Consider the following 22,250-nt stretch of genomic DNA (forward strand, 5'->3'; position numbering starts at 1 on the left):
CATTCAGGTTTTTTTGCTTCATTTCTTTTTGGGAGCAAAGAGCATAAAGTGGAAAAATAATGCGAACAATTGGAACCCAATACCAGTTAAAGTAACACCGGACCAACCATAATTTTGCCACATTAATGTACCAATCAATGAACCTAGTGAACCACCGATGAAATAGAAAAACATAAAGACGGTATTGTTACGATTGCTGGCTTCTTCTCCCAAATTTTGGACGCGTGTTTGATTGGCTACTTGCCCAAATTGAGTACCGATATCTAAAACAATAATTGCTAAGATTAGTGAGACCACATGTGTTCCGCCTAGAAAAAGTAAGATAAAACTACCGAACTGCATCAACAGGCCAATCAAAACAATCTTCCGTTCTGGATAATAATCGGATAGACGACCAATGATGGGTGCTACAAAAGCCCCTGATAACCCAAAAATTGCTAGAATACCGACTTCTTTCGGTCCCCAATAATAAGCTGGACTACTAACAAAGAAAATTAATGTAGACCAAAAGATTGAAAAGGTTGCAAACATAAAAAAGCCATTGACAGTTGCTTCTCTTAACAAAGGTTGCGATTTGATTAGCTTAGGAAGACTTTTCAAAGAACCTAAATAAGTTAATCGATTTGAAGTTTGAGTATGTATCACTGTTTTGGGCAATTTTAATTGAAGTAGAACGACCAATGCTAACACGAATATTACGGCGATTAAGTAGACTGTTCGCCAAGAAGCTGCACTAGCAATGAAACCCGAGATCGTTCGAGACAATAAAATTCCTGTCAATAGTCCGCCCAGCATTCGACCTGTTACTTTACCACGGTTCGCTGGTCCCGCCATGACCGCAGCATAAGGAATAATAATTTGGGCGACAATAGAGAGCAGCCCGATAAAAAAAGAAGAGAGTGCAAAAAGGAGAAAACTTGGTGCAAAAAACGCAGCACTTAGAGACAGCGAGGAGAGCGCGGCTACTCGAATGATTAATTTGCGGCGATCAACGACATCGCCTAATGGAACAAGAAAAAGTAAGCCTAGCGCATAGCCTAATTGGGTCAGCATAGTAACAAAACCAATAGAACCAATACTGACTTGAAAGGCCTGAGCAATTTGGGTGCCAATTGGTTGAATATAATACATATTGGCGACCACAACCCCGCAAGTTAACGCTAATAAAAACGTCACTTGATTTGTTAAACCCGATTGTTGTTTCTTCATCTAACCACCTACATTTCTATGTAATTCATTTTGTAATACAACAACTACTCGGCAATAGTTGTTTTGACTACAAAAACAGACTTCTCTTATAAAGTTTGTTCAAAAAGTGACAAGTCCATTAAAAATTTTATCACAATAAATAAAGAAAAGTAAGAGGATAAATAACAAAAATCTCATCAAATTGAAAAGAAGAAGTGGTTGTTTTCACAAGTGTGAAGAGGGTTAATTAAATACAAACAAGATTTCAATTACATTACAGAAATTTTAAAACTCAAAATTTAATACGTTTATTTCTTGTTTCAATAGGAAATTAACGGTAAAATAGAAAAGTGAGACAGTGAGGAGGAAAAATGAATGAGCGAACAGTTAACAAGAAGTAGTAAACATATTCAAAAAGCTCTTAAAAAGCAAAAAGCTTATAAACGTGCTACCGCCGTTGCGGGGACTTCAATGATTTTAGCACCTGTGGTTGGTGCTGCGGTACCTGCCCAAGCAGAATCAAGCCAGCAAGCATTTATTAATGAAATCGGAAATTCAGCAGCAGCCGTTGCCAATAGCAATGATATGTATGCTTCCGTCATGATTGCTCAAGCGTTGCTAGAAAGTAGTTATGGTAGTTCTGGGTTAGCATCTGCACCGAACTATAACTTGTTTGGTGTAAAAGGAAGTTATAATGGACAATCTGTTTATATGCCAACAAAAGAATATTTAGACGGACAATGGGTGACCGTCACAGCAGCATTTAGAAGTTATAATTCTTATGCGGAATCGTTCCAAGATCATGCCAATGTTATTCGTTCCACTGCTTTTGGGGATACATACCATTATTCAGGCGTTTGGAAGAGTAATACTAGCAGTTATCGCGATGCAACAGCCGCTTTAGCTGGAAGTTATGCAACTGATCCAGGCTATGCCGAAAAATTGAATTGGTTAATTGAAGCATATAATTTAACTCAATATGATTGGGGAGCACCAGTCGCTCAAACCACTAGTTATTCAGATACAACGGGAACCGTTGATACAACAATCGATACAGCGGCTTCTGCAACAGCAACAGCAGAAACTGTAGCTAGTCAAAGTTACACTGTCGCAAACGGCGACACATTGTGGGACATTGCTGCACGTTTTGGAACGACAGTTGATAATTTAATGTCACTAAATGGATTAACATTGGATTCTGTTTTATCGGTGGGTCAAACCATCCAAATCGGTTAATTTTGCAATTATTTAGTTGAAGAAGGACCTTACAAAAGCGGCAGTTTTTGTAAGGTCTTTTATCGTGAAAATAGGTAGTGCCAGCAGCAATTATTGGATGAGTATAATCCGTTTTTTTATTTAATTTTTCACAAACTAAAATTCGTTTTTCTGGTAGAAATCGTTTTTTTGAGCTATGCTTAGAGAAAGAATTATTATATTGTTTGTAAAATTGGAGGATGTAGGATTATGACTAAAGGTTATGTAAAATCAGTAACAGAGTTAATTGGTCAAAGCCCAGTTGTGAAATTAAAACGGATGGTACCAGAAGGAGCTGCAGATGTTTTTGTTAAACTAGAGTTCTTTAATCCTGGTGGCAGTGTGAAAGATCGAATTGCTTTAAGCATGATCCAACAAGCCGAAGCAGATGGTCGCCTAAAACCTGGACAAACGATTATTGAGCCGACTAGTGGTAATACAGGCATTGGGTTAGCAATGGTAGGTGCTGCGTTGGAATATCCAGTTAAGATTGTGATGCCAGATACTATGAGTATTGAACGCCGCAAATTAATGCAAGCATATGGGGCTGATCTATTATTAACCCCTGGTGCCGAAGGAATGAAAGGGGCAATTGCAAAAGCTACAGCATTAGCAGAAGAACACGGGTACTTCATGCCTTTGCAATTTAATAATCCAGCTAATCCAATGGTACATGAACAAAAAACAGGAAAAGAAATTGTTGATGTCTTTGGTAAACGTGGCTTAGATGCGTTTGTTTCTGGTGTTGGCACTGGAGGAACCGTTACAGGAGTTGGCCATGAATTGAAACGGATTTTTCCAGATATTGAAATTGTTGCAGTAGAACCAACGGAGTCGCCTGTTTTAGAAGGTGGCGAACCAGGTCCACATAAAATCCAAGGAATAGGCGCTGGTTTTGTCCCAGAAGTTTTAGACACCACCGTTTATCAAAAAGTTGCCGCTGTTTCTAGTGAAGACGCATTAGAAACTGCTCGTTTAATGGGGCCAAAAGAAGGCATCCTTGTGGGGATCTCAGCAGGGGCAGCAATTAAAGCTGCCATTGATTTGGCAGTTGAATTAGGCGCAGGCAAACGTGTCTTAGCGCTGGTTCCGGATAACGGCGAACGTTATCTTTCGACAGCTCTTTACGAATTTCCAGAATAAAAAACACGCCAAAAAACGAGCATTTCTCTTAGTTTAGTAAAATGCTCGTTTTTTCCACGAGAATCCTACAATAATTCTTGTCAATCGTAATAAGAAATAGTATTATTTAAGAAAGATAGACAGGGGAGGGATACAAAGATGGACAACGTATTGGTTAAAAATGCACTTGCTGAATTAAAAGAAGCCAATATCCGAATTACTCCGCAACGTTATGCTATCTTGGAATATTTAATCGAAAATCATACACACCCAACAGCTGATGAAATTTATCGCGCACTAGAAGATCATTTTCCAAATATGAGTGTAGCAACGGTTTACAACAATCTACGTTTATTTACTGAAATCGGTTTCGTTCAAGAAATGAGTTATGGCGATGCATCTAGTCGTTTTGATTTTAGTTCGAAGAAACATTATCACGTGATTTGTCAAAAATGTGGTAAAATCGTTGATTTTCATTATCCAGGGTTAGAGGACGTTGAAATGGCCGCTAGTAAATTAACAGGCTTCGAAATTAATGAACATCGTTTAGAATTATATGGATTATGTCCAGATTGCCAACAAGCACAACAGGAGAATGTGTAAAAAATTACATACTGTTAAAAATTTATCAAAAGATAAGTCACTTGTCTAGGCAAATTTCACAAGCGTAAGAGTTTTCACTCTTATGCTTGTTTTTTTGTGTGGTTATTGACTTTTAAATTCTTAAAAACAAAAAATTAACTAGCTATTATTAAGAATTAGCAACAGTTTGTGAATTTTTTTATATGCGATTCACAAGCATAGAACTCGAATAAGCTTGATTCCTCTGATATATTTTAAACAGACAGAGGGAGACGTCACCTCTGCAAAACAAAGATTGTGAAAGAAGGGATTTACAACATGAAAGTCGTAGTCGTAGGATGTACCCATGCTGGAACTTCAGCAGTTAAAAGTATTTTAGCAAATCACCCGGAGGCGGAAGTCACTGTATATGAAAGAAATGACAATATTTCCTTCCTATCTTGCGGAATTGCCTTGTACGTTGGAGGCGTAGTTAAAAATGCTGCTGATTTATTTTATTCAAACCCAGAAGAACTGGCTTCTTTAGGAGCAACAGTGAAGATGGAACACAATGTTGAAGAAATCAACGTGGACGACAAAACTGTTACAGCGAAAAACTTACAAACGGGTGCAACTGAGACCGTTTCTTATGATAAATTAGTGATGACAACTGGTTCTTGGCCAATTATTCCACCAATTCCAGGAATTGATGCTGAAAATATTTTATTATGTAAAAACTATTCACAAGCCAACGTGATCATCGAAAAAGCGAAAGATGCCAAACGTGTCGTTGTCGTTGGTGGCGGTTATATTGGTATTGAATTAGTAGAAGCTTTTGTAGAATCAGGTAAACAAGTTACTTTAGTTGACGGGTTAGACCGCATTTTAAATAAATATTTAGATAAGCCATTCACAGATGTTCTAGAAAAAGAATTAGTTGATCGTGGCGTTAATTTAGCTTTAGGTGAAAATGTCCAACAATTCGTAGCAGATGAGCAAGGAAAAGTGGCAAAAGTTATTACACCAAGTCAAGAATTCGAAGCAGATATGGTGATTATGTGTGTTGGTTTCCGTCCAAATACAGAATTATTAAAAGATAAAGTTGACATGTTACCAAACGGTGCAATTGAAGTCAATGAGTATATGCAAACAAGCAATCCTGATATTTTTGCTGCGGGTGATAGTGCAGTTGTTCACTACAACCCAAGTCAAACAAAAAATTATATCCCATTAGCAACGAATGCTGTTCGTCAAGGTATGCTAGTAGGTCGTAATTTAACTGAACAAAAATTGGCTTATCGTGGCACACAGGGAACTTCTGGTTTATATTTATTCGGTTGGAAAATTGGTTCAACAGGTGTAACAAAAGAAAGTGCCAAATTAAACGGACTAGATGTCGAAGCAACTGTTTTCGAAGATAACTATCGTCCAGAGTTTATGCCAACAACTGAAAAAGTTCTGATGGAATTAGTCTATGAAAAAGGAACACAACGCATTGTTGGTGGTCAATTGATGTCTAAATATGATATCACACAATCTGCCAATACTTTATCATTAGCGGTCCAAAATAAAATGACTGTCGAAGATTTAGCGATTTCTGATTTCTTCTTCCAACCACATTTTGATCGCCCTTGGAACTACTTAAACTTATTAGCCCAAGCCGCTTTAGAAAATATGTAATTAATAATAGAAAAAGGATGAAGAACAGAAGTTCTTCATCCTTTTTGTTAGTCACTAAGCGCTCCAGTTGTTTGGTTCATTAATGCCATTAATTGCTCTTTCGTTGTTCGTTTGATAGAAAGAGGGGGGAGATTATCTAAAGAAAAATAAGCACAATTCGAGGTTTCAATGTTTTTTTCAAAGGGATGATTTTCTAAAATCTCACAAGAAAAGATCATTTTATAGTACTGAAATAGTTGAGGAATGTCTTTTCGTTTATCTGTATCATAAACAGCAAGCAATTCTTTTGCTGTAACAACTAAGCCAGTTTCTTCCAATACTTCTTTTTCAATATTTTCTTTAGGAGAGCAGCCAATTTCGGCATAGCCACCAGGTAATGACCATTCTTTGGTCCGTAAATCTTCAACTAATAAAAAACGATTCTCTTTTTTTATCAAACCGCGAACATCTACTTTCGGTGTTGGATAACCTTCTTCTTTAGTTAAGATTTTTTCTAAGTCGGGCAAGACAGTCGCTTCGTGTCCGGTTGCGCTAATAAGTTGTAACGTAAGTTCCCGTAGTTCTTGGTAACGTTCTTGATCAAAAGCATCTTTCCCGTAAAAAAGACCTGCATCTGCCAATGCTAGCAACCGCTTATAGGTGTTCAGATAATCCATATACGCACGCTCCTCATAGACTTAATACGTTTAGTTTAACAGAAAAAAATAAAGGAAGGGCAGATTTAGCGAGAAAAGGCGTCGTTTTAAGGAAATAATAAAGAATAAATGACTAACTTACATTTTTAAACTACCTATGCTATTATTTAATAAAAAAGATTGGGTATACAATAATTTTATTATGTAAACAAAAAGGAGGTTGTAATTTGAAAGAATTCACAATTATGAGGGAAAAAAATGCAGATAAAAAGACTCAGATAGCACAAGAGGTATTGTTTAATCTTCCAGAATGGTTTGGCCTTGAAAAAGAGACCCGCAAGTATATCGATATAGCTAGCACTTTACCTATGTGGGTGGCAAAGGATGTAGAGAATAAAATACTCGGTTTTATAACACTTTCAGAAACAAGTAAAGATACAGTAGAAATCCATTGTATGGCAGTTAAAAAGCGGTATCATCGCAAAGGTATCGGCAAGTTATTGATAGAAAGCGTGGAAACGTATTCTAAAAATAACTATTTTTTTATTCAAGTCAAAACAGTTGACGAAGGAAATTATTCCGTGTACGATCATACTATTCGTTTTTACGAATCATTGGGTTTTAAGCGCCTTGAGGTTTTTACGACATTATGGGACGCTTGGAATCCTTGTTTAATTTTAATTAAACACTTGATTTAATCTACAAAGGAGTTTTAGTATGTCAGTATTTATTAGAGAGTGTACCGTCGCAGACGTACCAGAATTAGAGGCCATTTGCCAAGAGACTTTTGCAGATACTTATGGAGATGGCGAAAACGAAGAGGATTTACAGGCACATTATGAGAGGAAATTTAGTCCAGCAGTTTTAGAAAGCGAAATCTTACATAAAGATTCGCAATATTTCTTTGCTTTTTATAATAATGAACTTGCAGGTTATGTGAAATTAAATCACGGTGATGCTCAGATTACCTATCAACATCCACAAGCGTTACAAGTTGAGCGCATTTATATTCGTAAATCTTTTAAGCGTTTAGGCTTAGGCAAACATTTGATTACGAAAGCAATTGAATTAGTGGAAGAAGCAGAAAAAGAGACGGTTTGGTTAGGTGTTTGGGAACATAATCATCCAGCGCAAAAATTTTATCAATCATTGGGCTTCGTCAAAACAGATGAACATGATTTTTATATGGGAAATGAACGCCATACCGATTATACAATGACGAAACAGTTAAAAGAGTCAACGTAAAGCAAAAACAAGGAAACGGACGCAATGAAGCCGACGATTCCTTGTTTTTTTATCTTAAAATTGTGAAGGGGATTTTCCATAATATTTTTTGAATAATTTACTAAAATGATAGGCATCTTCGTAACCAACCGTTTTTGCCACTTCTTTGACACTTAAGGAATCATTTTTCAGCAATTCTTTCGCATGGTTTAAGCGGATTTGAATTAAATAATTGATTGGCCCAACGCCTGTGGCCGCTTTAAAGGTTTTCGACAAATAAGTCGGGGTCACATATAACATTTCAGCTAACTGTTCCAAAGTAATTTCTTCGTCATGGTGCGTTTCCAGATAATAAATCGTATGATTGACTAAATTTCGTTTTCTTTTTTCCGTTTTCGATAGCCGAGTTTCAATTTTATTTTCTTGATCAACTGCTAAGCTTCTTAAAATATAAACCAATAGTTCAATAACTAAAGCTTTAATTTGTAACGCTGATTCAACTTCTTGATGGTTTAATTCATGAACAATTTGCCAAGCTTTTTCTAAAAAAGCACCATGTAAATGACTTAAATCTAATAAAGCTGATTTATTTGGAAATACGTTTCGCGCTAAGCCTTCTAAATAGAGATTTGAAATGCCAATGTGTAGTTGATGTGAGTAAGTTCCTGCTTTTTGTTGCTCACCATGTTCCGTTCGCGGATTAAAAAGAAACACCGTACCAGCAGTGGCATGGTACTGTTGCCCTTGAACAATATATTCAGATTCACCTTCTAAAAGAATAGATATTTCCAGAAATTCATGATGATGACAATTATAAGGGTGGGTCTCTTCGTTCCAAGGATCAAAGGCATATAAAATTTCAGGATTAAACGTTCGACTATTTGTGTAGTTCATAAAAAATCACTCCTACTTGTATCCGCTTTCTATACTATATTGTACATCAAAATATACAAGAATGCCCATTTCTTTTCCTATAAAAAAACAGTAATCTTATACACGTCCATAAAAACAAGAGAGAGTAGGGGAGAAAATGAATAGTTTTGAATGGATTTGGCAATATGCTAAAAAAAATAAGAATAAGTTACTGCTAGCTGTTATTTTTGTCGTTATTAACGCTATTTTAATTGTTATTATTCCATTGTTATCTGGCAGAATTGTAGACCAAGTAATCAATCAGGGGAAAACTGAAGAGCTTGTCCCAATTCTTGGGATTATGATTGGAGTGACCGTTATTCGGACAGTTGTTCGTTATAGTTATCAAGTCTTGTTTGAATCGGTTGGACAATCTGCGTTATTTGACTTAAGAAAAGATATGTATGTCAAACTTCAAGAATTAGATTTTGATTTCTTTAATCATACACGTGTTGGCGACATTATGGCGCGAATGACAGGGGATACAGACGCTATCCGCCATTTTGTTTCTTGGGTCACTTATAACCTCTTAGAATGTATTTTATGGTTCATCGCAGCCGTGATTGTGATGGGGACGATCAATTGGCAATTGATGCTAGCATTAATTTTAATTACACCTTTGATTTTTCTGTTAACACAAAAAATGTCGAAGGAATCGCATCCGGTATTTTTTGAGATCCGGGAAAGTTTTTCTCGGCTAAATTCGATGGTCGAAGAAAATATTGGTGGAAATCGGGTGATTAAAGCTTTTTCTCAAGAACCTTATGAAATTGAAAAGTTTAACAAGCACAATGAAGACTATAAAAAATGGAATATGGCTTCTGCAGATGTCTCAAAAAAATATTTACCGTGGTTAGACGGTTTTGCAGGTAGTTTAAATGTTATTGCCTTAGTTCTTGGTGGCCTCTTTGTAATTCAAGGTCGGATGACAATTGGTGATTTAGTGGCCTTTAACGGTTTTCTCTGGATGTTGAACATGCCGATGCGAATGAGTGGCTGGTTGATCAATGATGTGCAACGCTTTACGGCATCGTCCATTAAAATTCGTCAGTTATTAGCAACGAAACCGAAGATTCCCATTGCTCGGGAAAAAGAAGCAGAACCAATCCAAGGTTATGTGACGTTTGATCACGTGTCCTTTCATTTTTCAGATGATCCAGAAACCCCCATTTTATCGGATGTTTCATTTTCAGCAAAACCTGGTGAAACAATTGGTATTTTAGGGGAAACTGGTTCAGGCAAAACCACTTTAGTTAACTTAATCGCTCGGTTCTATGATCCAACAAAAGGCACTGTTTATATTGATGGAAAAGATGCTAAAAGCTATTCTGTTCGTAAATTGCGAGAAAATATCTCCATGGTTATGCAAGATGTCTTTCTTTTTTCCAATACAATAGAAGATAACATTGCTTTTGGTAACACATTGGCTAACTTGGAACAAGTGCAAATGATGGCTGAAATTGCTGATGCTCATAGCTTTATTTCCAGAATGCCCGAAGGTTATGCAACAATTGTTGGTGAACGCGGCGTTGGCCTATCTGGTGGCCAAAAACAGCGGATTTCACTGGCCCGTGCCTTAACCAAAGATCCAGCTATTTTAATTTTAGATGACACAACTTCCGCTGTTGATATGGAAACAGAATCAAAAATTCAAAAAGAACTAGGTCGTTTGACGGAAAAGAAAACGACATTTATTATTGCCCACCGAATTTCTTCTGTGAGAGAGGCCAATTTAATTTTGATGATGGAAAAAGGCCGTGTGGTGGAAAGCGGTACGCATAGCGAATTAGTCGAACAAAAAGGCAAATATTTTGACGTATATCAAAAACAATTAGGTCTGACAAAGGAAGGTGAGTCGCGTGGCTAGAAATACGTTTGATGTAGATGAGACTTTAGAAAAAGAATTTAATTGGTCCCACTATAAACGATTAGGCGCCTATATTAAGCCTTACAAAAAAGCTGTTTTTAAAACATTATTTGTCATCATATTAGCTAATCTGGCAAGTATGTTAGGCCCTTACTTTACTAAAATTGCGATTGACCAAGTAATTCCACAAAAGAATCTCTCGTTACTCTTGATACTAGGGGCTATTTTCCTATTTTCCTTGGTGATTATTGGTTGGTGTATGCGTTATCGGATATATGCCATCACAGAAATTGGACAAGATATTTTAAAAGATATGCGTTTTTCAATTTTTGAGCATCTACAAAAATTACCATTTTCTTACTTTGACAGTCGGCCGCATGGAAAAATCTTAATTCGGGTGGTCAATTACATCAATACGTTAAGTGATTTATTAAGTAACGGATTGATCAATTTAATTTCTGATTTATTTAATGTGATTATCACCTTAATCTTCATGTTATTTATTGATGTGAAATTAACCTTATACAGTTTGCTGCTATTGCCTGTGTTGTTCGTGATGGTTCTATTTATCCAAGGGAAACAACGGAAAGCTTACCAAGAGCTTAGCAATAAACAATCAAACTTAAATGCCTATATTCATGAAAGTATTTCAGGAATTAAAATTACACAATCTTTTGCACGAGAAGATGAAAATTTCCAGATTTTTAACGAGGTAAGCGAAGAATATCGTCAATCCTTTATGAAAGCTGTGCGTGTCCAGTATTTATTATGGCCAGCAGTGCAAAATATATCCGTCATTACGACTTGTTTTATCTATTTCGTAGGAATCCGTCAATTAGGTGTGTCCGTTACTACTGGGACGCTAATTGCTTTTATCGGTTATATCAATAACTTTTGGAATCCAGTCATCAATATTGGTAACTTCTACAATTCTCTGATTACTGCAACTGCCTATTTGGAAAGGATTTTTGAAACGATGGATGTTGTTCCAGAAATTCAAGATGCGCCGCACGCTATTGCGTTGCCGCCAATTAAAGGAACCGTCGACTTTCAGCATGTTTATTTCCGTTATGAAGAAGGAAAAAATATTTTGACCGATGTTAGTTTTCATATTGAGCCAGGACAAACAATCGCCTTGGTTGGGCCAACAGGTGCGGGTAAAACAACAATCATCAATTTGTTAAGTCGTTTTTATGATGTGAATGAAGGGGCCGTTAAAATTGATGGTTATGATGTTCGCGATGTGACACTCCGTTCGTTAAGGAAACAAATGGGGGTAATGCTTCAAGATACGTTTATTTTTTCAGGAACGATTATTGAAAACATTCGGTACGGAAATTTAGCAGCCACAGAGGAAGAAGTCATCCAAGCCGCAAAAATTGTTCGTGCGCACGACTTTATCAAGGATTTAAAAGATGGCTATGAAACAGTTGTGGAAGAGCGGGGGAGTACTCTCTCGGCAGGACAACGCCAATTAATTTCATTTGCTCGTGCTTTACTGGCAGATCCCAAAATTTTAATTTTAGACGAAGCTACCTCCAGTATTGATACAAAAACAGAAGAATTGTTACAAGAAGGACTACAACAACTTCTAAAAGGACGGACATCGTTTATTATTGCTCATCGACTTTCTACCATCAAAAATAGCGATAAAATTTTCTATATTGATGGTGGTCGTATTGTGGAAGAAGGATCTCATGATCAACTAATGGCAAAACATGCGTTATATCATCATTTATATCAATCGCAATACGACTTATTAAAGAGTTAGATGATAAAACAGAGAAAATTCTTAGTTGAATCTTTCTCTGTTTTTCTGTATCGTAACCTTAACAAAGGAAAAAATGATGAGGTGCCAAATGAATCGGAATTTTGAAGTGGAATTAACAACATTATGTATGATTAGAAATCAGAAAAATGAAATCCTTGTGCAAGAACGACAAAAAAAGGATTGGCCTGGTTGGACGTTCCCTGGCGGGCATGTTGAAAAAAACGAGGGCATGGAAACAGCCATGGTTCGCGAACTCCTTGAAGAAACAGGCTTAGTGCTAAAGCCACAATTAGTAGGTGTTGCAGAATGGCTGAATGATTGTTCGGGTGCGCGGGAATTAGCCACATTATTCATTGCAGAAACAGCGGCTGAACTACCAGAAGAAACGGAACAACCCTTGTTTTGGGTCACTGAAAAAGAATTGCGAGAAGGTCCTTTAGCTGGCAGTTTAGCAGAACTTTTCCCAGTATTTTTTGGCGAAAAGCAATTTTATTTTAAAAATAATACAGCTTAATGATTCAAACCTAAAAGATTAAATCAATCCCACTTATTAAAAGAGAGGAAATCTAAAATTAAACATTGCTATTTATAAGCAATGTTTGCTATTCTTAATAAAAGGGAATTAATTTTTATATAATGAGGGGGAAAAAGTGTGTTAAAAAGAAAAGTGGGGATTATTGCAGGCGTTTTCTGTTCAGCTTTGTTGCTGACAGGCTGTGGCAAAAGTGCGAAAGATGAGTTCATTCAAGGGATTGGCAATCAAAACGCACAAGAATCTGGGGTTTGGGATTTCTCTATGTCAATTAGTGACATGAAATTTTCACAAGAAGATAGTGCACAAACGAATCCTATGATTGGGATGCTCATCACGCAAATCAAAGACGCATCGCTTTCTGGGAAGATTCAAGTAGATGCCAAAAAAGAAAAAGCATTCAACTTAGAGATGAAATTAAAAGCGATGGGCATGGATGTACCGATTTCATTGATTGGATCATTAGATAACGAGGGCAAAGAGCCAAAACTCTATTTAGCAACAGATATGATGGAATATATTGTCGCTGTCGCAGACTCAATGACTGACGGTGCTATTGACAGTTCTCAGTTAGATACAGAAAAACTAAAAGGAAAATACATTGATCTTTTAGCCATGAACGAGGAAAGTACGAAAGAATGGCAAGATACAATCAAAGAGTATCAAGAATCGGAAAAAGAACGAAAACAGTCTGCTAAGGAATACAAAGAGTTTTTAGAAGGATTAGACAAGGATACGTTCGAGAAAAAAGGGGACACCATTACCCATACGTTTACAAAAAAAGAATTACAAAAGTTAATCAAAATTACGACAGAAACATCTGAAAAAGGTAAAGAACAAGATCCTTTCGAAAAAGTCAAAGATGTTTCTGCCAAAGTTTCTGTTAATACAAAAGAAAATAAAACAAATATGTTGATTAATGTGAAACCGCAGCAAGACAAGAACGTTGACATGGGACTTGAATCATTATCTAGTAAAATTAGCATTACACAAAAAGCCAAAAAAGCGACGATTTCAATGCCTAAGAAAGAAAATATTTTATCAGAACAAGAAGTTGAAAAAATATTTTCCGATAGCACCTCTATGACAGGTCTATCGACTGAAGACACGACTGTTGCGATCAATCAATAACGCTGAATGACCAATAAAAACGGTCGCTCAAAAAAGTAACGAAAGACCTAGCATGATTGGGATGCTAGGTCTTTTTTGAATAAAAAAACAGCATTTTAGTTTTCTTTGAATTATTGGTTGTTATTTTTGGTGGTGTAAACAGTTTAAAGTTAATACATTTGTTTTTGATTTAAATTCTACTGCTATTTTTAATCATTCTATTAAATAACAAATGTTTTCGAGTGTTTTTAAGCATTATTTTTGTTATGCAGAGTGGTTTTTTTATACAATGAGTATAATTTTAGATGAAGGAGTGTTTTAGGTGAAAAATCAACATTTAACTACGTCACAAGGAAGTCCAGTTGGCGATAATCAAAATTCGCTAACTGCAGGAGAATTTGGTCCTGTCCTAATCCAAGACGTTCATTTATTAGAAAAATTAGCTCATTTTAATCGTGAGCGCGTACCAGAACGGGTTGTTCATGCCAAAGGTGCTGGTGCTCATGGGATTTTCAAGGTGAGCCAATCAATGGCACAATATACTAAAGCCGATTTTTTATCTGAAGTTGGCAAAGAAACACCTTTATTCGCTCGTTTTTCAACTGTAGCTGGAGAGTTAGGTTCATCAGATACATTGCGTGATCCTCGCGGTTTTGCGCTTAAATTCTATACAGACGAAGGAAATTACGACTTAGTTGGCAATAATACGCCCATTTTTTTCATTCGTGATGCAATTAAGTTTCCAGATTTTATTCATAGCCAAAAAAGAAATCCACGGACGCATTTGAAAAGTCCAGAAGCTGTTTGGGATTTTTGGTCTCATTCACCGGAAAGCCTTCATCAAGTAACAATTTTAATGAGTGATCGTGGCATTCCGCTATCGTTCCGTCATATGCATGGTTTTGGTAGCCATACATTCAAATGGGTCAATGCTGCTGGAGAAGTATTTTTTGTTAAATATCACTTCAAGACGAATCAAGGAATCAAAAATCTAGAGAGTCAATTAGCAGAAGAAATTGCTGGGAAAAATCCAGATTTCCATATTGAAGATTTGCATAATGCGATTGAAAATCAAGAATTTCCTTCTTGGACATTATCTGTGCAAATTATCCCGTATGCAGATGCGTTAACAATGAAAGAAACACTTTTTGATGTAACAAAAACGGTTTCTCAAAAAGAGTATCCGCTGATTGAAGTTGGCACGATGACTTTAAATAGAAATCCAGAGAATTATTTTGCAGAGGTTGAACAAGTAACCTTTTCACCAGGGAATTTCGTTCCTGGTATTGAAGCTTCTCCAGATAAATTATTGCAAGGACGTTTGTTCGCTTATGGGGACGCACATCGTCATCGCGTGGGCGCTAATAGTCACCAATTGCCAATCAACCAAGCAAAAGCGCCTGTAAATAACTACCAAAAAGACGGCAATATGCGTTTTGACAATGGCAATAGCGAAATTAATTACGAACCAAATAGTTATACTGAAACACCAAAAGAAGATCCTAAGGCGAAAATTAGTTCCTTTGAAGTTGAAGGAAATGTTGGTAATTATAGCTATGATCAAGATCACTTTACACAAGCAAACGCTTTGTATAATTTGCTGCCAAGCGAAGAAAAAGAAAACTTAATTAACAATATAGCGGCATCTTTAGGTCAAGTGAAAAATCAAGAAATCATCGCGCGTCAAATTGATTTGTTCACTAGAGTAAATCCAGAATATGGAGCACGTGTCGCACAAGCCATCAAGCAACAAGCATAATTTATATAACGTACGTGACAAAAAACCAGTCTAGATAAACTTAAAGACTGGTTTTGTTTGCTTTTCAATGCTTTTTACTCTACTTTGTATAATGTATATTATGTTAACTAGAATAGAATAAAAAACTTTAGCTGATAAATTGCACCTCTCTTTCGACTAATTAATTACCCAACTAACCTTACAAGTTATTTGCTAAGCTAGTTGGGTTTACTGTTTATTTAAACCTTGGATTGTTCATTTCTTGATGAATTTCTTTGCTCGCTTCATATAGAAACAATGTTTGTTTTTTACTTGATGCATAATCGACAATGGGTTTTGGATAATTTTCTCCTAAATGTACATGATATTGCGTTTGTAAAGCTTCGTTCATTATATTTGGTTGATGAATATACTTTTGTGGCACTTGCTTAAGTTCTGGAACATATTTTTTGATGAACTGGCCGTCATTATCAAATTTTTTTGACTGGATAATTGGATTAAAAATCCGAAAATACGGGACAGCGTCCGTTCCCGTTGAAGCAGCCCATTGCCAGCCACCGATATTATTGGCGGCATCATAATCAATCAACATTTTTTGAAAGTATTTTTCACCCCAACGCCAATCGATGTGTAAATTTTTAACTAAAAAAGAGGCAGTAATCATTCTTAAGCGATTGTGCATCCAACCAGTTTGATTCAGTTGTCGCATTGCGGCATCAATTATAGGGTACCCCGTCTCCCCTTTTTGCCACTTGACAAACATTTCTGGGTCATTTGTCCATTGAATATAACGAAATTTTTCTTGAATAGCTTCCTCTTTTTGTTGTGGAAACGCACTATAGATCATATTGTAAAAGTCGCGCCAAGCTAATTCTTTTTTGAAGGTTTCTTTACTTAAGCTAGAAGGCACAGATGCAAGCTCTTGCCAAATGGTGCGAATCGAAAGTTCTCCCGTTCTTAAAAAAGTAGACAGATGACTCGTTTGATCCTGATAAGGAAAATCACGCTTATTTTCATAGGATTGAAGTTTTTGATCAATAAAAGTATTTAAGCGCCTTCTGGCTGTTTCTTCGCCGACACTATAGTGTGTTAAAGGAATCCTCGCAATCTGTTCACGATAAGCTGCTTCCTCTTCTGGAAAAAGACACGCACTAAAAATTTTTTCAGCTGTATAGGAAACAGGAATCGGTGTTTCTTTAGGCGCCTCTTTCCATTTATTGTAATAGGGCGTAAACACTTGGTACTTGCTGCCATCGTTCTTCTTAATTTCTTCAGAGCCATGCAAATAGGCATCTTGAAAAGAGAAAGACTGAATATTATTTTCTTCAAAAAAGCGCATAGCTTGCTGGTCCCGCTTTGCCCCAAAGCCACAAGTATCTTCATTAAAATAAATGGCCTGCCAATCGGGTAATTTGCGTTTCAAACGTGAAAATAAATCTAATGGTTCGCCGACCATGATTTGTAAATGTGCCTCTTGATCGATTCGTTCTTTGAACGAGGCTAAACTTGCAAAAAAAGCGTTATGATTAGCACTTTCTTGAATAAATTGTTGAGGATTCATTTGGAATAATAAAATCAATTCATCAGCTGCAGAATTTTGTAACGCGTGTGCTAATGCTTTATTATCCTGTAATCGTAAATCACGTCTAAACCACATCACTCTTTTCATTTTTAAATCCTCCTAAATACTTCGTCTTGCTTATCGTAACCGTGACTGCTGATTTTTAAAAGCAACTTGCCTAGACTTTTCAAAAAGCCGATAAAAACTGGATTTTCAGCTTTTATCGGCTTTTTGATTAAATTAATAGGAAATATTAAAAGCTTTCATATCTTTCTCAATATATTGTAGGACTTCTGTATTACCAAAAAATTGTGTAAAATAATAGGCTTGACGATAGTCATCGGCTGTGTCTTCCCCGAGCATTTGTTTATTAAAGGCTTTTTCATATAAAAGATAATCTAGCAAATAAATGGAGTGTTTGTCACGACAAATCTGAATCCCTTTTTCGCTTAAAGTGACACTTTTTTGGTAGTCTTTCATTTCCGAGTAGAATTTAGCAGAATTATAATAAATTCTACAACGCTCCAAGGAACATTCTAATTTAAATTGTTCCAATTCTTGTAATGATTTTTCGTAATACACTTGCGCTTTTCTCATATCTTTTTCCAGTTCATATAGCGTACCTAGCGCATTCAGGCTTAAAATGTTGTAAATATTGACTTTACGGTCAATTTCCGCGCCCCGATATAGGTAAAACAAGGCCTCTGCTTTATCTTTTTTTCCTAATAAACAAGTAATTCCCTTATAATATAACAATTTAGTCGTTAGTTCATTATTAGATAAGATAAGACCTTCAGGCACTTCTTGTAATAATTTGTAGGCCTCTAAGTGAAATAACCGTAAAGATAAATCCTCGACTTTGTTTAGTAGATTTTCAATTTTCTTTTCTTCAGAAATCATCATGCATTCTTCTACTTCTAAATCTAATCGGAGGCAAATAGATGAGAAAATATCTAAACTGTCACATAGATTACGGTTTTCAATATTACTAATTGTTGCTTGCGTACAGATGCCGTTAGCCAGCTCTGATTGTGTGATTTTTTTAAGTTTTCTCGCTTGTTTTATTTTGTCTCCTGCTACCTTCACGAACAGACCTCCACTTGTATTATTATGTAAATTCATTAAAAAATGTTATACTTTGATTATCAATTAAAGGAGGTACATGCTATGTTTGATTTACTTGCATTATTGACTGGAACATCAACTTATGGCAACGTTCCCCATGTTTAATTAGTCAATGCGTGTCAAGTATGGTCTTCCATACTTGGCATGTTTCCTTTAAAACTGACTCAATCATACTACAAACGGATAGACAAATACAACCGAAAATCATTGGTTTTTTCTTAAGAAAAAGAACAGCAAGAAGTGATAACTACTTCTTGCTGTTCTTTTGTTTAGTTAGGTGTATTTAGATTTAAAATGATTTGTTCCGGCGTAATTTCATTATGATCTGACATCATTGGCTCTACGCTTAAATAACTTGAAGTATTTGTAATGATAACCATGACAGTTGAGTCAAGCCCAGCTTCTTTAATGGCTTTTCGATCGAACGTTCCTAAAAGATCTCCTTTTTTAACACGGTGACCTTGGGTTACTTGTGTCTGAAAGACCTCCTGCCCCAATGTGACAGTATCAATTCCTATATGAATTAATACTTCAGCTCCTGCGTCCGTTTGGATACCATAAGCGTGTCCAGTTTCTGCAACCAAGTTTAATAAACCATCTGCAGGCGCGTAAACCTTGTTCGCTGTTGGCATGATTGCTAAACCTTTGCCCATCATCTCGCTTGAAAATACCGGGTCATTAACAGCAGTAAGATTCATGGCGTAACCAGTTACCGGAGAAAAAAGTTGTTCATCTAAGGTATTGTGTTGCATTTCAAAGACTTCGCGTTCTTCCTCTTCGATTACTTTATCTGAAATCAAAACCTCTTGCGGAATTGCAAATAGACTGGTTAATGCATAACATACACCGACAGATAAAAGTGCGACTAATAAATAGATCACTAATTGATGTGCACTATAGATATACATTAAGAAAGAAGGAATAACGGCTAATCCATAAGAATTTGATTGAATATGAAAAATAGCTAAAATTGCTCCGCCTAAACCTGATGTAAACAAGACACATAGCAGCGGTTTTAAGTTCCAACGAATAAGTAATCCAAATAACACAGGCTCACTAACTCCAAATAATTGAGACAACATAGAACCAATGGCTGTCGACTTCACTTTGCTATCTTGCGCTTTTTTCGCAAAGGCTAAACAACTGCCAACGTTGGCAAACCCATACATGGCACATATTGTAATCAATGCATTAAATCCTGTATTTGCTAATAATGATGTTTCTACCATAGTTAGTGTATGATGAATACCAATCAAAACCATTAAAGGATATGAGGCACCAATCACGAAACCACCTAGTCCTAAGGGCAACCCAATCAACCATTGGACAACATCTACCATGCCTAACTCAACGGTATGCAAAATTGGGCCAATTCCGAGAATCATGATTAAAAAAGTAATTAACATAGTCATAAAAGGTGTAAAAATTTGATCGAGAATATTCGGCATCTTTTTTCGGAAAAAAAGTTCAATCTTTGCGCCAATTATACCAGCAGCAATTGCACTTAAAACGGATCCTTGTGCACCGACAACTGGGATAAAACCAAAAGCCATAATAGCTTTCACGCCAGAATCTGGTGTTGCAACTGCATAAGCGTTTGGTAAAATGGGTGATACCATCATTAAACCAATAACAATCCCGATTACAGGTGTCGCATTAAATGCTTTAAAGGTAGACCAAACAATCAAAGCTGGCAAAAAGGCAAAGACGGTATCTGTAATGACAGAGACAATTTGTTGAAAGCTTTCAGGAATATTGGCTACACTTGCTCCGAATAATTGTAAAAAAGTATCGTTAAAAATAACACCTTTTAACCCTAGGAACAATCCTGTTGCTGCAATTACTGGAACAATTGGAATGAATATTTCACTTAAAATGCGCATTGTTTTGCGCATGCCCGTTTCATTATTTTTTAAAATTGCTGTTTGCTCTGCTTTTGACACAACATTGATTCCAAGTTTTTCTATTTCATCATACACTTTAGTCACAATACCAGTTCCTAAAATCACTTGGTATTGACCGCCATTATAAAAGACACCTTTTACTAAATCAATTTTTTCTAGTTGTTTACCATCTACTTGTTCGTGGTCCTTCAAAATAAAACGTAACCGCGTTTGACAATGGGTGACCGATATAATGTTATCCATACCGATTAATTGAATAATGTCTTTGGCTGCCTGCTGATAATTTTCTGCCATGTTATACTCCTCCTAGCTACTCATTTATAGTAATCAATAGTCCTTGATAGCTTTTTAATAATGTTCCCTGCTGAACTAACTGCTCTCGTTCTTCAGACTGTGTATCAAAAATAACTGTGCCATTAACTAAATAATGAGGGATTGGAACCGCCTCACCAAAATTAAAAAAGGCGTAAATCGTTTTTTCATTTAATTTGCGTTTATAAGCAATAACATTATCTGGAAGATTTGATAGACCCTCAAATGTTCCATAAAGTAAGATGTCTGTATAGGGACTCTTTTGACGAAATGCAATCATCCGCTTATAGAAATGAAAAATACTTTGACTATTTTTTATTTCTGCTTCGGCATTGATTTCTTTATAATTATCCACCATTCCTAACCAAGGCTTGACGCTTGAAAAACCGCCATACATAGAATCATTCCATGGAAAAGGCGTGCGGGCATTGTCTCGACTACGCAAATTGACAAGTGACAAGGCTTCTTTGGGCGTAAATCCTTCTTTTATTGCTCGATAGTATTGATCAATGCTAGAAATATCATCGAATTCATCAATCGAACCCCTTTCAAAATTGGTCATTCCTAATTCTTGTCCTTGGTAAATAAAAGGCGTGCCCCTTAAAAAGAAATACATGGCGCCGAATGTTTTAACCGCATTTGGCTGTTGAGCCTGTTCTTTTAAATATTTCGTTGTCGCTCGAGGTTGATCATGATTTTCAATAAAATTTGCACTCCAACCAGCCTCTTGCATGGCTTCTTGCTGTTTGAAAATTAATGTGCGTAAATCATTCCAAGACCAATCGATTCTATAAAACCATTCGCTTCCTGATTTCACATCCAAATCAGCCCATTTGAAGTCAAAAATCATGTCGAAATATCCTGTTTCTCCAATAAATTCTGATAAATTTGGATAATTGACGCCGGCCGCTTCGGCAACTGTGACAATATCAAAGCCAGCAAAAGCTTTTTCTTTTAATTCGTTCAGAAAGTCACTCATTCCTGGCATGTTTCTACTAGCTTTTGTTACTTTGGCTAATTGATCTGCCCCATCAGCAGGTAAGTTTGTCCAAGTCAAATCTTTCTTAATAAAATTAATCGCATCTACACGAAAACCAGCAATTCCTTTGTTTAACCAAAAACGAATCATTTGGTAGATTTCTTTGCGTAGTTCAGGATTTTCCCAATTTAAATCCGGCTGTTTTTTATGAAAGGCATGAAAGTAGTAGGCATCTTCCCCAGGTAATTTTTCCCAAACACTACCACCGAAGTTAGACCGCCAATTTGTAGGTGCTTCTCGTCCTTCTTTTATAATATAAAAGTCTCGAAAACGACTTTGAGGATTTTTTAAAACATCTTGAAACCAAGCATGTTCATCAGATGTATGATTTACCACCAAATCTAAAATAACTTTTATGTTTCGTTTTTTTGCTTCTTCAATGAGTTCATCGAAGTCTGCCATTGTACCAAAATCGCTAGAAATACCATAATAGTCTGAAATATCATATCCATTGTCAGCCATTGGCGACGGGTACATTGGACTCAGCCAAATCAGCGTAATTCCTAAATTTTCTAAGTAATCCAGTTTTTGAATAATGCCTTGTAAATCACCGATTCCGTCATTATTACTATCCGAAAAGCTACGTGGATAAATTTGATAGGCCACTTCTTTTTGCCACCAATTTCTGTTCATTCTGGTTCTCCTCACTCTTAAACTAGTCCTGTTAATTTTTTCTGTAACCGTTTTTACATTTTGTATGATACTCGTTTTTGCG

The 22,250-nt window shown here is 36.3% G+C and carries 18 protein-coding genes; 11 read left to right on the forward strand and 7 right to left on the reverse strand.

The annotated features are described in order from the left end of the window. Positions 1-18: 18 nt before the first annotated feature. The gene (locus IGJ63_RS06305; protein WP_104846084.1) at positions 19-1,209 is read right to left on the reverse strand and encodes an MFS transporter; all 1,191 of its coding nucleotides are present in this window, start codon (positions 1,207-1,209) and stop codon (positions 19-21) included. A gap of 354 nt (positions 1,210-1,563) precedes the next feature. On the opposite strand from IGJ63_RS06305, the gene IGJ63_RS06310 reads away from it, so the two are divergent. From IGJ63_RS06310 to IGJ63_RS06325, 4 genes are all read left to right on the forward strand, one after another. After that, positions 1,564-2,424 (forward strand): glucosaminidase domain-containing protein, encoded by an 861-nt coding sequence (locus tag IGJ63_RS06310; RefSeq protein ID WP_002357562.1) that lies wholly within the window; start codon positions 1,564-1,566, stop codon positions 2,422-2,424. Positions 2,425-2,652: 228 nt separating this feature from the next. After that, positions 2,653-3,585, forward strand: coding sequence for a cysteine synthase A (cysK, locus tag IGJ63_RS06315; protein WP_002360296.1), 933 nt, complete (start codon positions 2,653-2,655; stop codon positions 3,583-3,585). A 138-nt stretch (positions 3,586-3,723) separates the two neighbouring features. Beyond that, the gene (locus tag IGJ63_RS06320; protein ID WP_002357560.1) at positions 3,724-4,167 is read left to right on the forward strand and encodes a Fur family transcriptional regulator; all 444 of its coding nucleotides are present in this window, start codon (positions 3,724-3,726) and stop codon (positions 4,165-4,167) included. Positions 4,168-4,464: 297 nt separating this feature from the next. Further along, complete coding sequence (locus IGJ63_RS06325; RefSeq protein WP_002361833.1) at positions 4,465-5,805, forward strand: NADH oxidase; 1,341 nt, start codon at positions 4,465-4,467, stop codon at positions 5,803-5,805. A 47-nt stretch (positions 5,806-5,852) separates the two neighbouring features. Here the strand turns inward: IGJ63_RS06325 and IGJ63_RS06330 are convergent, their stop codons facing one another. Then, the gene (locus IGJ63_RS06330) at positions 5,853-6,461 is read right to left on the reverse strand and encodes an NUDIX hydrolase N-terminal domain-containing protein (RefSeq protein ID WP_002360295.1); all 609 of its coding nucleotides are present in this window, start codon (positions 6,459-6,461) and stop codon (positions 5,853-5,855) included. Positions 6,462-6,685: 224 nt separating this feature from the next. On the opposite strand from IGJ63_RS06330, the gene IGJ63_RS06335 reads away from it, so the two are divergent. After that, a complete protein-coding gene (locus IGJ63_RS06335; RefSeq protein ID WP_438746626.1) occupies positions 6,686-7,138 on the forward strand; it encodes a GNAT family N-acetyltransferase in 453 nt (150 codons plus the stop codon). Positions 7,139-7,157: 19 nt separating this feature from the next. Continuing rightward, positions 7,158-7,685, forward strand: coding sequence for a GNAT family N-acetyltransferase (locus IGJ63_RS06340; protein WP_438746108.1), 528 nt, complete (start codon positions 7,158-7,160; stop codon positions 7,683-7,685). Positions 7,686-7,739: 54 nt separating this feature from the next. Here IGJ63_RS06340 and IGJ63_RS06345 read toward each other — a convergent pair whose 3' ends face one another. Then, entirely contained in the window at positions 7,740-8,558 is an 819-nt protein-coding gene (locus IGJ63_RS06345; protein WP_002357554.1) for a helix-turn-helix transcriptional regulator, read from the reverse strand. A gap of 136 nt (positions 8,559-8,694) precedes the next feature. On the opposite strand from IGJ63_RS06345, the gene IGJ63_RS06350 reads away from it, so the two are divergent. The 5 genes from IGJ63_RS06350 to IGJ63_RS06370 all read left to right on the forward strand — a co-directional run bounded on the left by IGJ63_RS06350 (position 8,695) and on the right by IGJ63_RS06370 (position 15,615). Then, positions 8,695-10,443 (forward strand): ABC transporter ATP-binding protein, encoded by a 1,749-nt coding sequence (locus IGJ63_RS06350; protein WP_438746110.1) that lies wholly within the window; start codon positions 8,695-8,697, stop codon positions 10,441-10,443. Further along, positions 10,436-12,214, forward strand: coding sequence for an ABC transporter ATP-binding protein (locus IGJ63_RS06355; RefSeq protein ID WP_002378276.1), 1,779 nt, complete (start codon positions 10,436-10,438; stop codon positions 12,212-12,214). The genes IGJ63_RS06350 and IGJ63_RS06355 overlap by 8 nt, the downstream gene beginning before the upstream one ends. 88 nt (positions 12,215-12,302) lie before the next feature. Beyond that, the gene (locus IGJ63_RS06360; RefSeq protein WP_002410186.1) at positions 12,303-12,728 is read left to right on the forward strand and encodes an 8-oxo-dGTP diphosphatase; all 426 of its coding nucleotides are present in this window, start codon (positions 12,303-12,305) and stop codon (positions 12,726-12,728) included. A gap of 138 nt (positions 12,729-12,866) precedes the next feature. Next, positions 12,867-13,877, forward strand: a complete 1,011-nt coding sequence (locus tag IGJ63_RS06365; protein ID WP_142956411.1) for a hypothetical protein — start codon at positions 12,867-12,869, stop codon at positions 13,875-13,877. A gap of 301 nt (positions 13,878-14,178) precedes the next feature. Further along, positions 14,179-15,615, forward strand: a complete 1,437-nt coding sequence (locus IGJ63_RS06370; RefSeq protein WP_010777647.1) for a catalase — start codon at positions 14,179-14,181, stop codon at positions 15,613-15,615. 214 nt (positions 15,616-15,829) lie between these two features. Here the strand turns inward: IGJ63_RS06370 and IGJ63_RS06375 are convergent, their stop codons facing one another. The 4 genes from IGJ63_RS06375 to IGJ63_RS06390 form a co-directional block, all read right to left on the reverse strand. Continuing rightward, positions 15,830-17,263 (reverse strand): cryptochrome/photolyase family protein, encoded by a 1,434-nt coding sequence (locus tag IGJ63_RS06375; protein ID WP_002381905.1) that lies wholly within the window; start codon positions 17,261-17,263, stop codon positions 15,830-15,832. Between the two features lie 132 nt (positions 17,264-17,395). Beyond that, complete coding sequence (locus IGJ63_RS06380; protein WP_002361841.1) at positions 17,396-18,277, reverse strand: helix-turn-helix domain-containing protein; 882 nt, start codon at positions 18,275-18,277, stop codon at positions 17,396-17,398. Positions 18,278-18,549: 272 nt separating this feature from the next. Further along, positions 18,550-20,478, reverse strand: a complete 1,929-nt coding sequence (locus tag IGJ63_RS06385) for a sucrose-specific PTS transporter subunit IIBC (protein ID WP_002360285.1) — start codon at positions 20,476-20,478, stop codon at positions 18,550-18,552. Positions 20,479-20,494: 16 nt separating this feature from the next. Beyond that, positions 20,495-22,168: a glycoside hydrolase family 13 protein gene (locus IGJ63_RS06390; protein WP_002404311.1), complete on the reverse strand. Its 1,674-nt coding sequence runs from the start codon at positions 22,166-22,168 to the stop codon at positions 20,495-20,497. Positions 22,169-22,250: the final 82 nt, after the last annotated feature.

This window comes from Enterococcus sp. DIV1375a (assembly GCF_051712205.1).
In the GTDB taxonomy this organism is placed as follows: domain Bacteria; phylum Bacillota; class Bacilli; order Lactobacillales; family Enterococcaceae; genus Enterococcus; species Enterococcus faecalis.

What these genes read in the sequence shown, in the direction of transcription:
- IGJ63_RS06335 (WP_438746626.1), top strand. Translation starts at nt 6,686, where the DNA reads ATGAGGGAAAAAAATGCAGATAAAAAGACTCAGATAGCACAAGAGGTA.
- IGJ63_RS06385 (WP_002360285.1), bottom strand. Translation starts at nt 20,478, where the DNA reads ATGGCAGAAAATTATCAGCAGGCAGCCAAAGACATTATTCAATTAATC.
- IGJ63_RS06350 (WP_438746110.1), top strand. Translation starts at nt 8,695, where the DNA reads ATGAATAGTTTTGAATGGATTTGGCAATATGCTAAAAAAAATAAGAAT.
- IGJ63_RS06375 (WP_002381905.1), bottom strand. Translation starts at nt 17,263, where the DNA reads ATGAAAAGAGTGATGTGGTTTAGACGTGATTTACGATTACAGGATAAT.
- IGJ63_RS06305 (WP_104846084.1), bottom strand. Translation starts at nt 1,209, where the DNA reads ATGAAGAAACAACAATCGGGTTTAACAAATCAAGTGACGTTTTTATTA.
- IGJ63_RS06380 (WP_002361841.1), bottom strand. Translation starts at nt 18,277, where the DNA reads ATGAATTTACATAATAATACAAGTGGAGGTCTGTTCGTGAAGGTAGCA.
- IGJ63_RS06330 (WP_002360295.1), bottom strand. Translation starts at nt 6,461, where the DNA reads ATGGATTATCTGAACACCTATAAGCGGTTGCTAGCATTGGCAGATGCA.
- IGJ63_RS06390 (WP_002404311.1), bottom strand. Translation starts at nt 22,168, where the DNA reads ATGAACAGAAATTGGTGGCAAAAAGAAGTGGCCTATCAAATTTATCCA.
- IGJ63_RS06345 (WP_002357554.1), bottom strand. Translation starts at nt 8,558, where the DNA reads ATGAACTACACAAATAGTCGAACGTTTAATCCTGAAATTTTATATGCC.
- IGJ63_RS06320 (WP_002357560.1), top strand. Translation starts at nt 3,724, where the DNA reads ATGGACAACGTATTGGTTAAAAATGCACTTGCTGAATTAAAAGAAGCC.
- IGJ63_RS06360 (WP_002410186.1), top strand. Translation starts at nt 12,303, where the DNA reads ATGAATCGGAATTTTGAAGTGGAATTAACAACATTATGTATGATTAGA.
- IGJ63_RS06340 (WP_438746108.1), top strand. Translation starts at nt 7,158, where the DNA reads ATGTCAGTATTTATTAGAGAGTGTACCGTCGCAGACGTACCAGAATTA.
- IGJ63_RS06325 (WP_002361833.1), top strand. Translation starts at nt 4,465, where the DNA reads ATGAAAGTCGTAGTCGTAGGATGTACCCATGCTGGAACTTCAGCAGTT.
- IGJ63_RS06310 (WP_002357562.1), top strand. Translation starts at nt 1,564, where the DNA reads ATGAGCGAACAGTTAACAAGAAGTAGTAAACATATTCAAAAAGCTCTT.
- cysK (WP_002360296.1), top strand. Translation starts at nt 2,653, where the DNA reads ATGACTAAAGGTTATGTAAAATCAGTAACAGAGTTAATTGGTCAAAGC.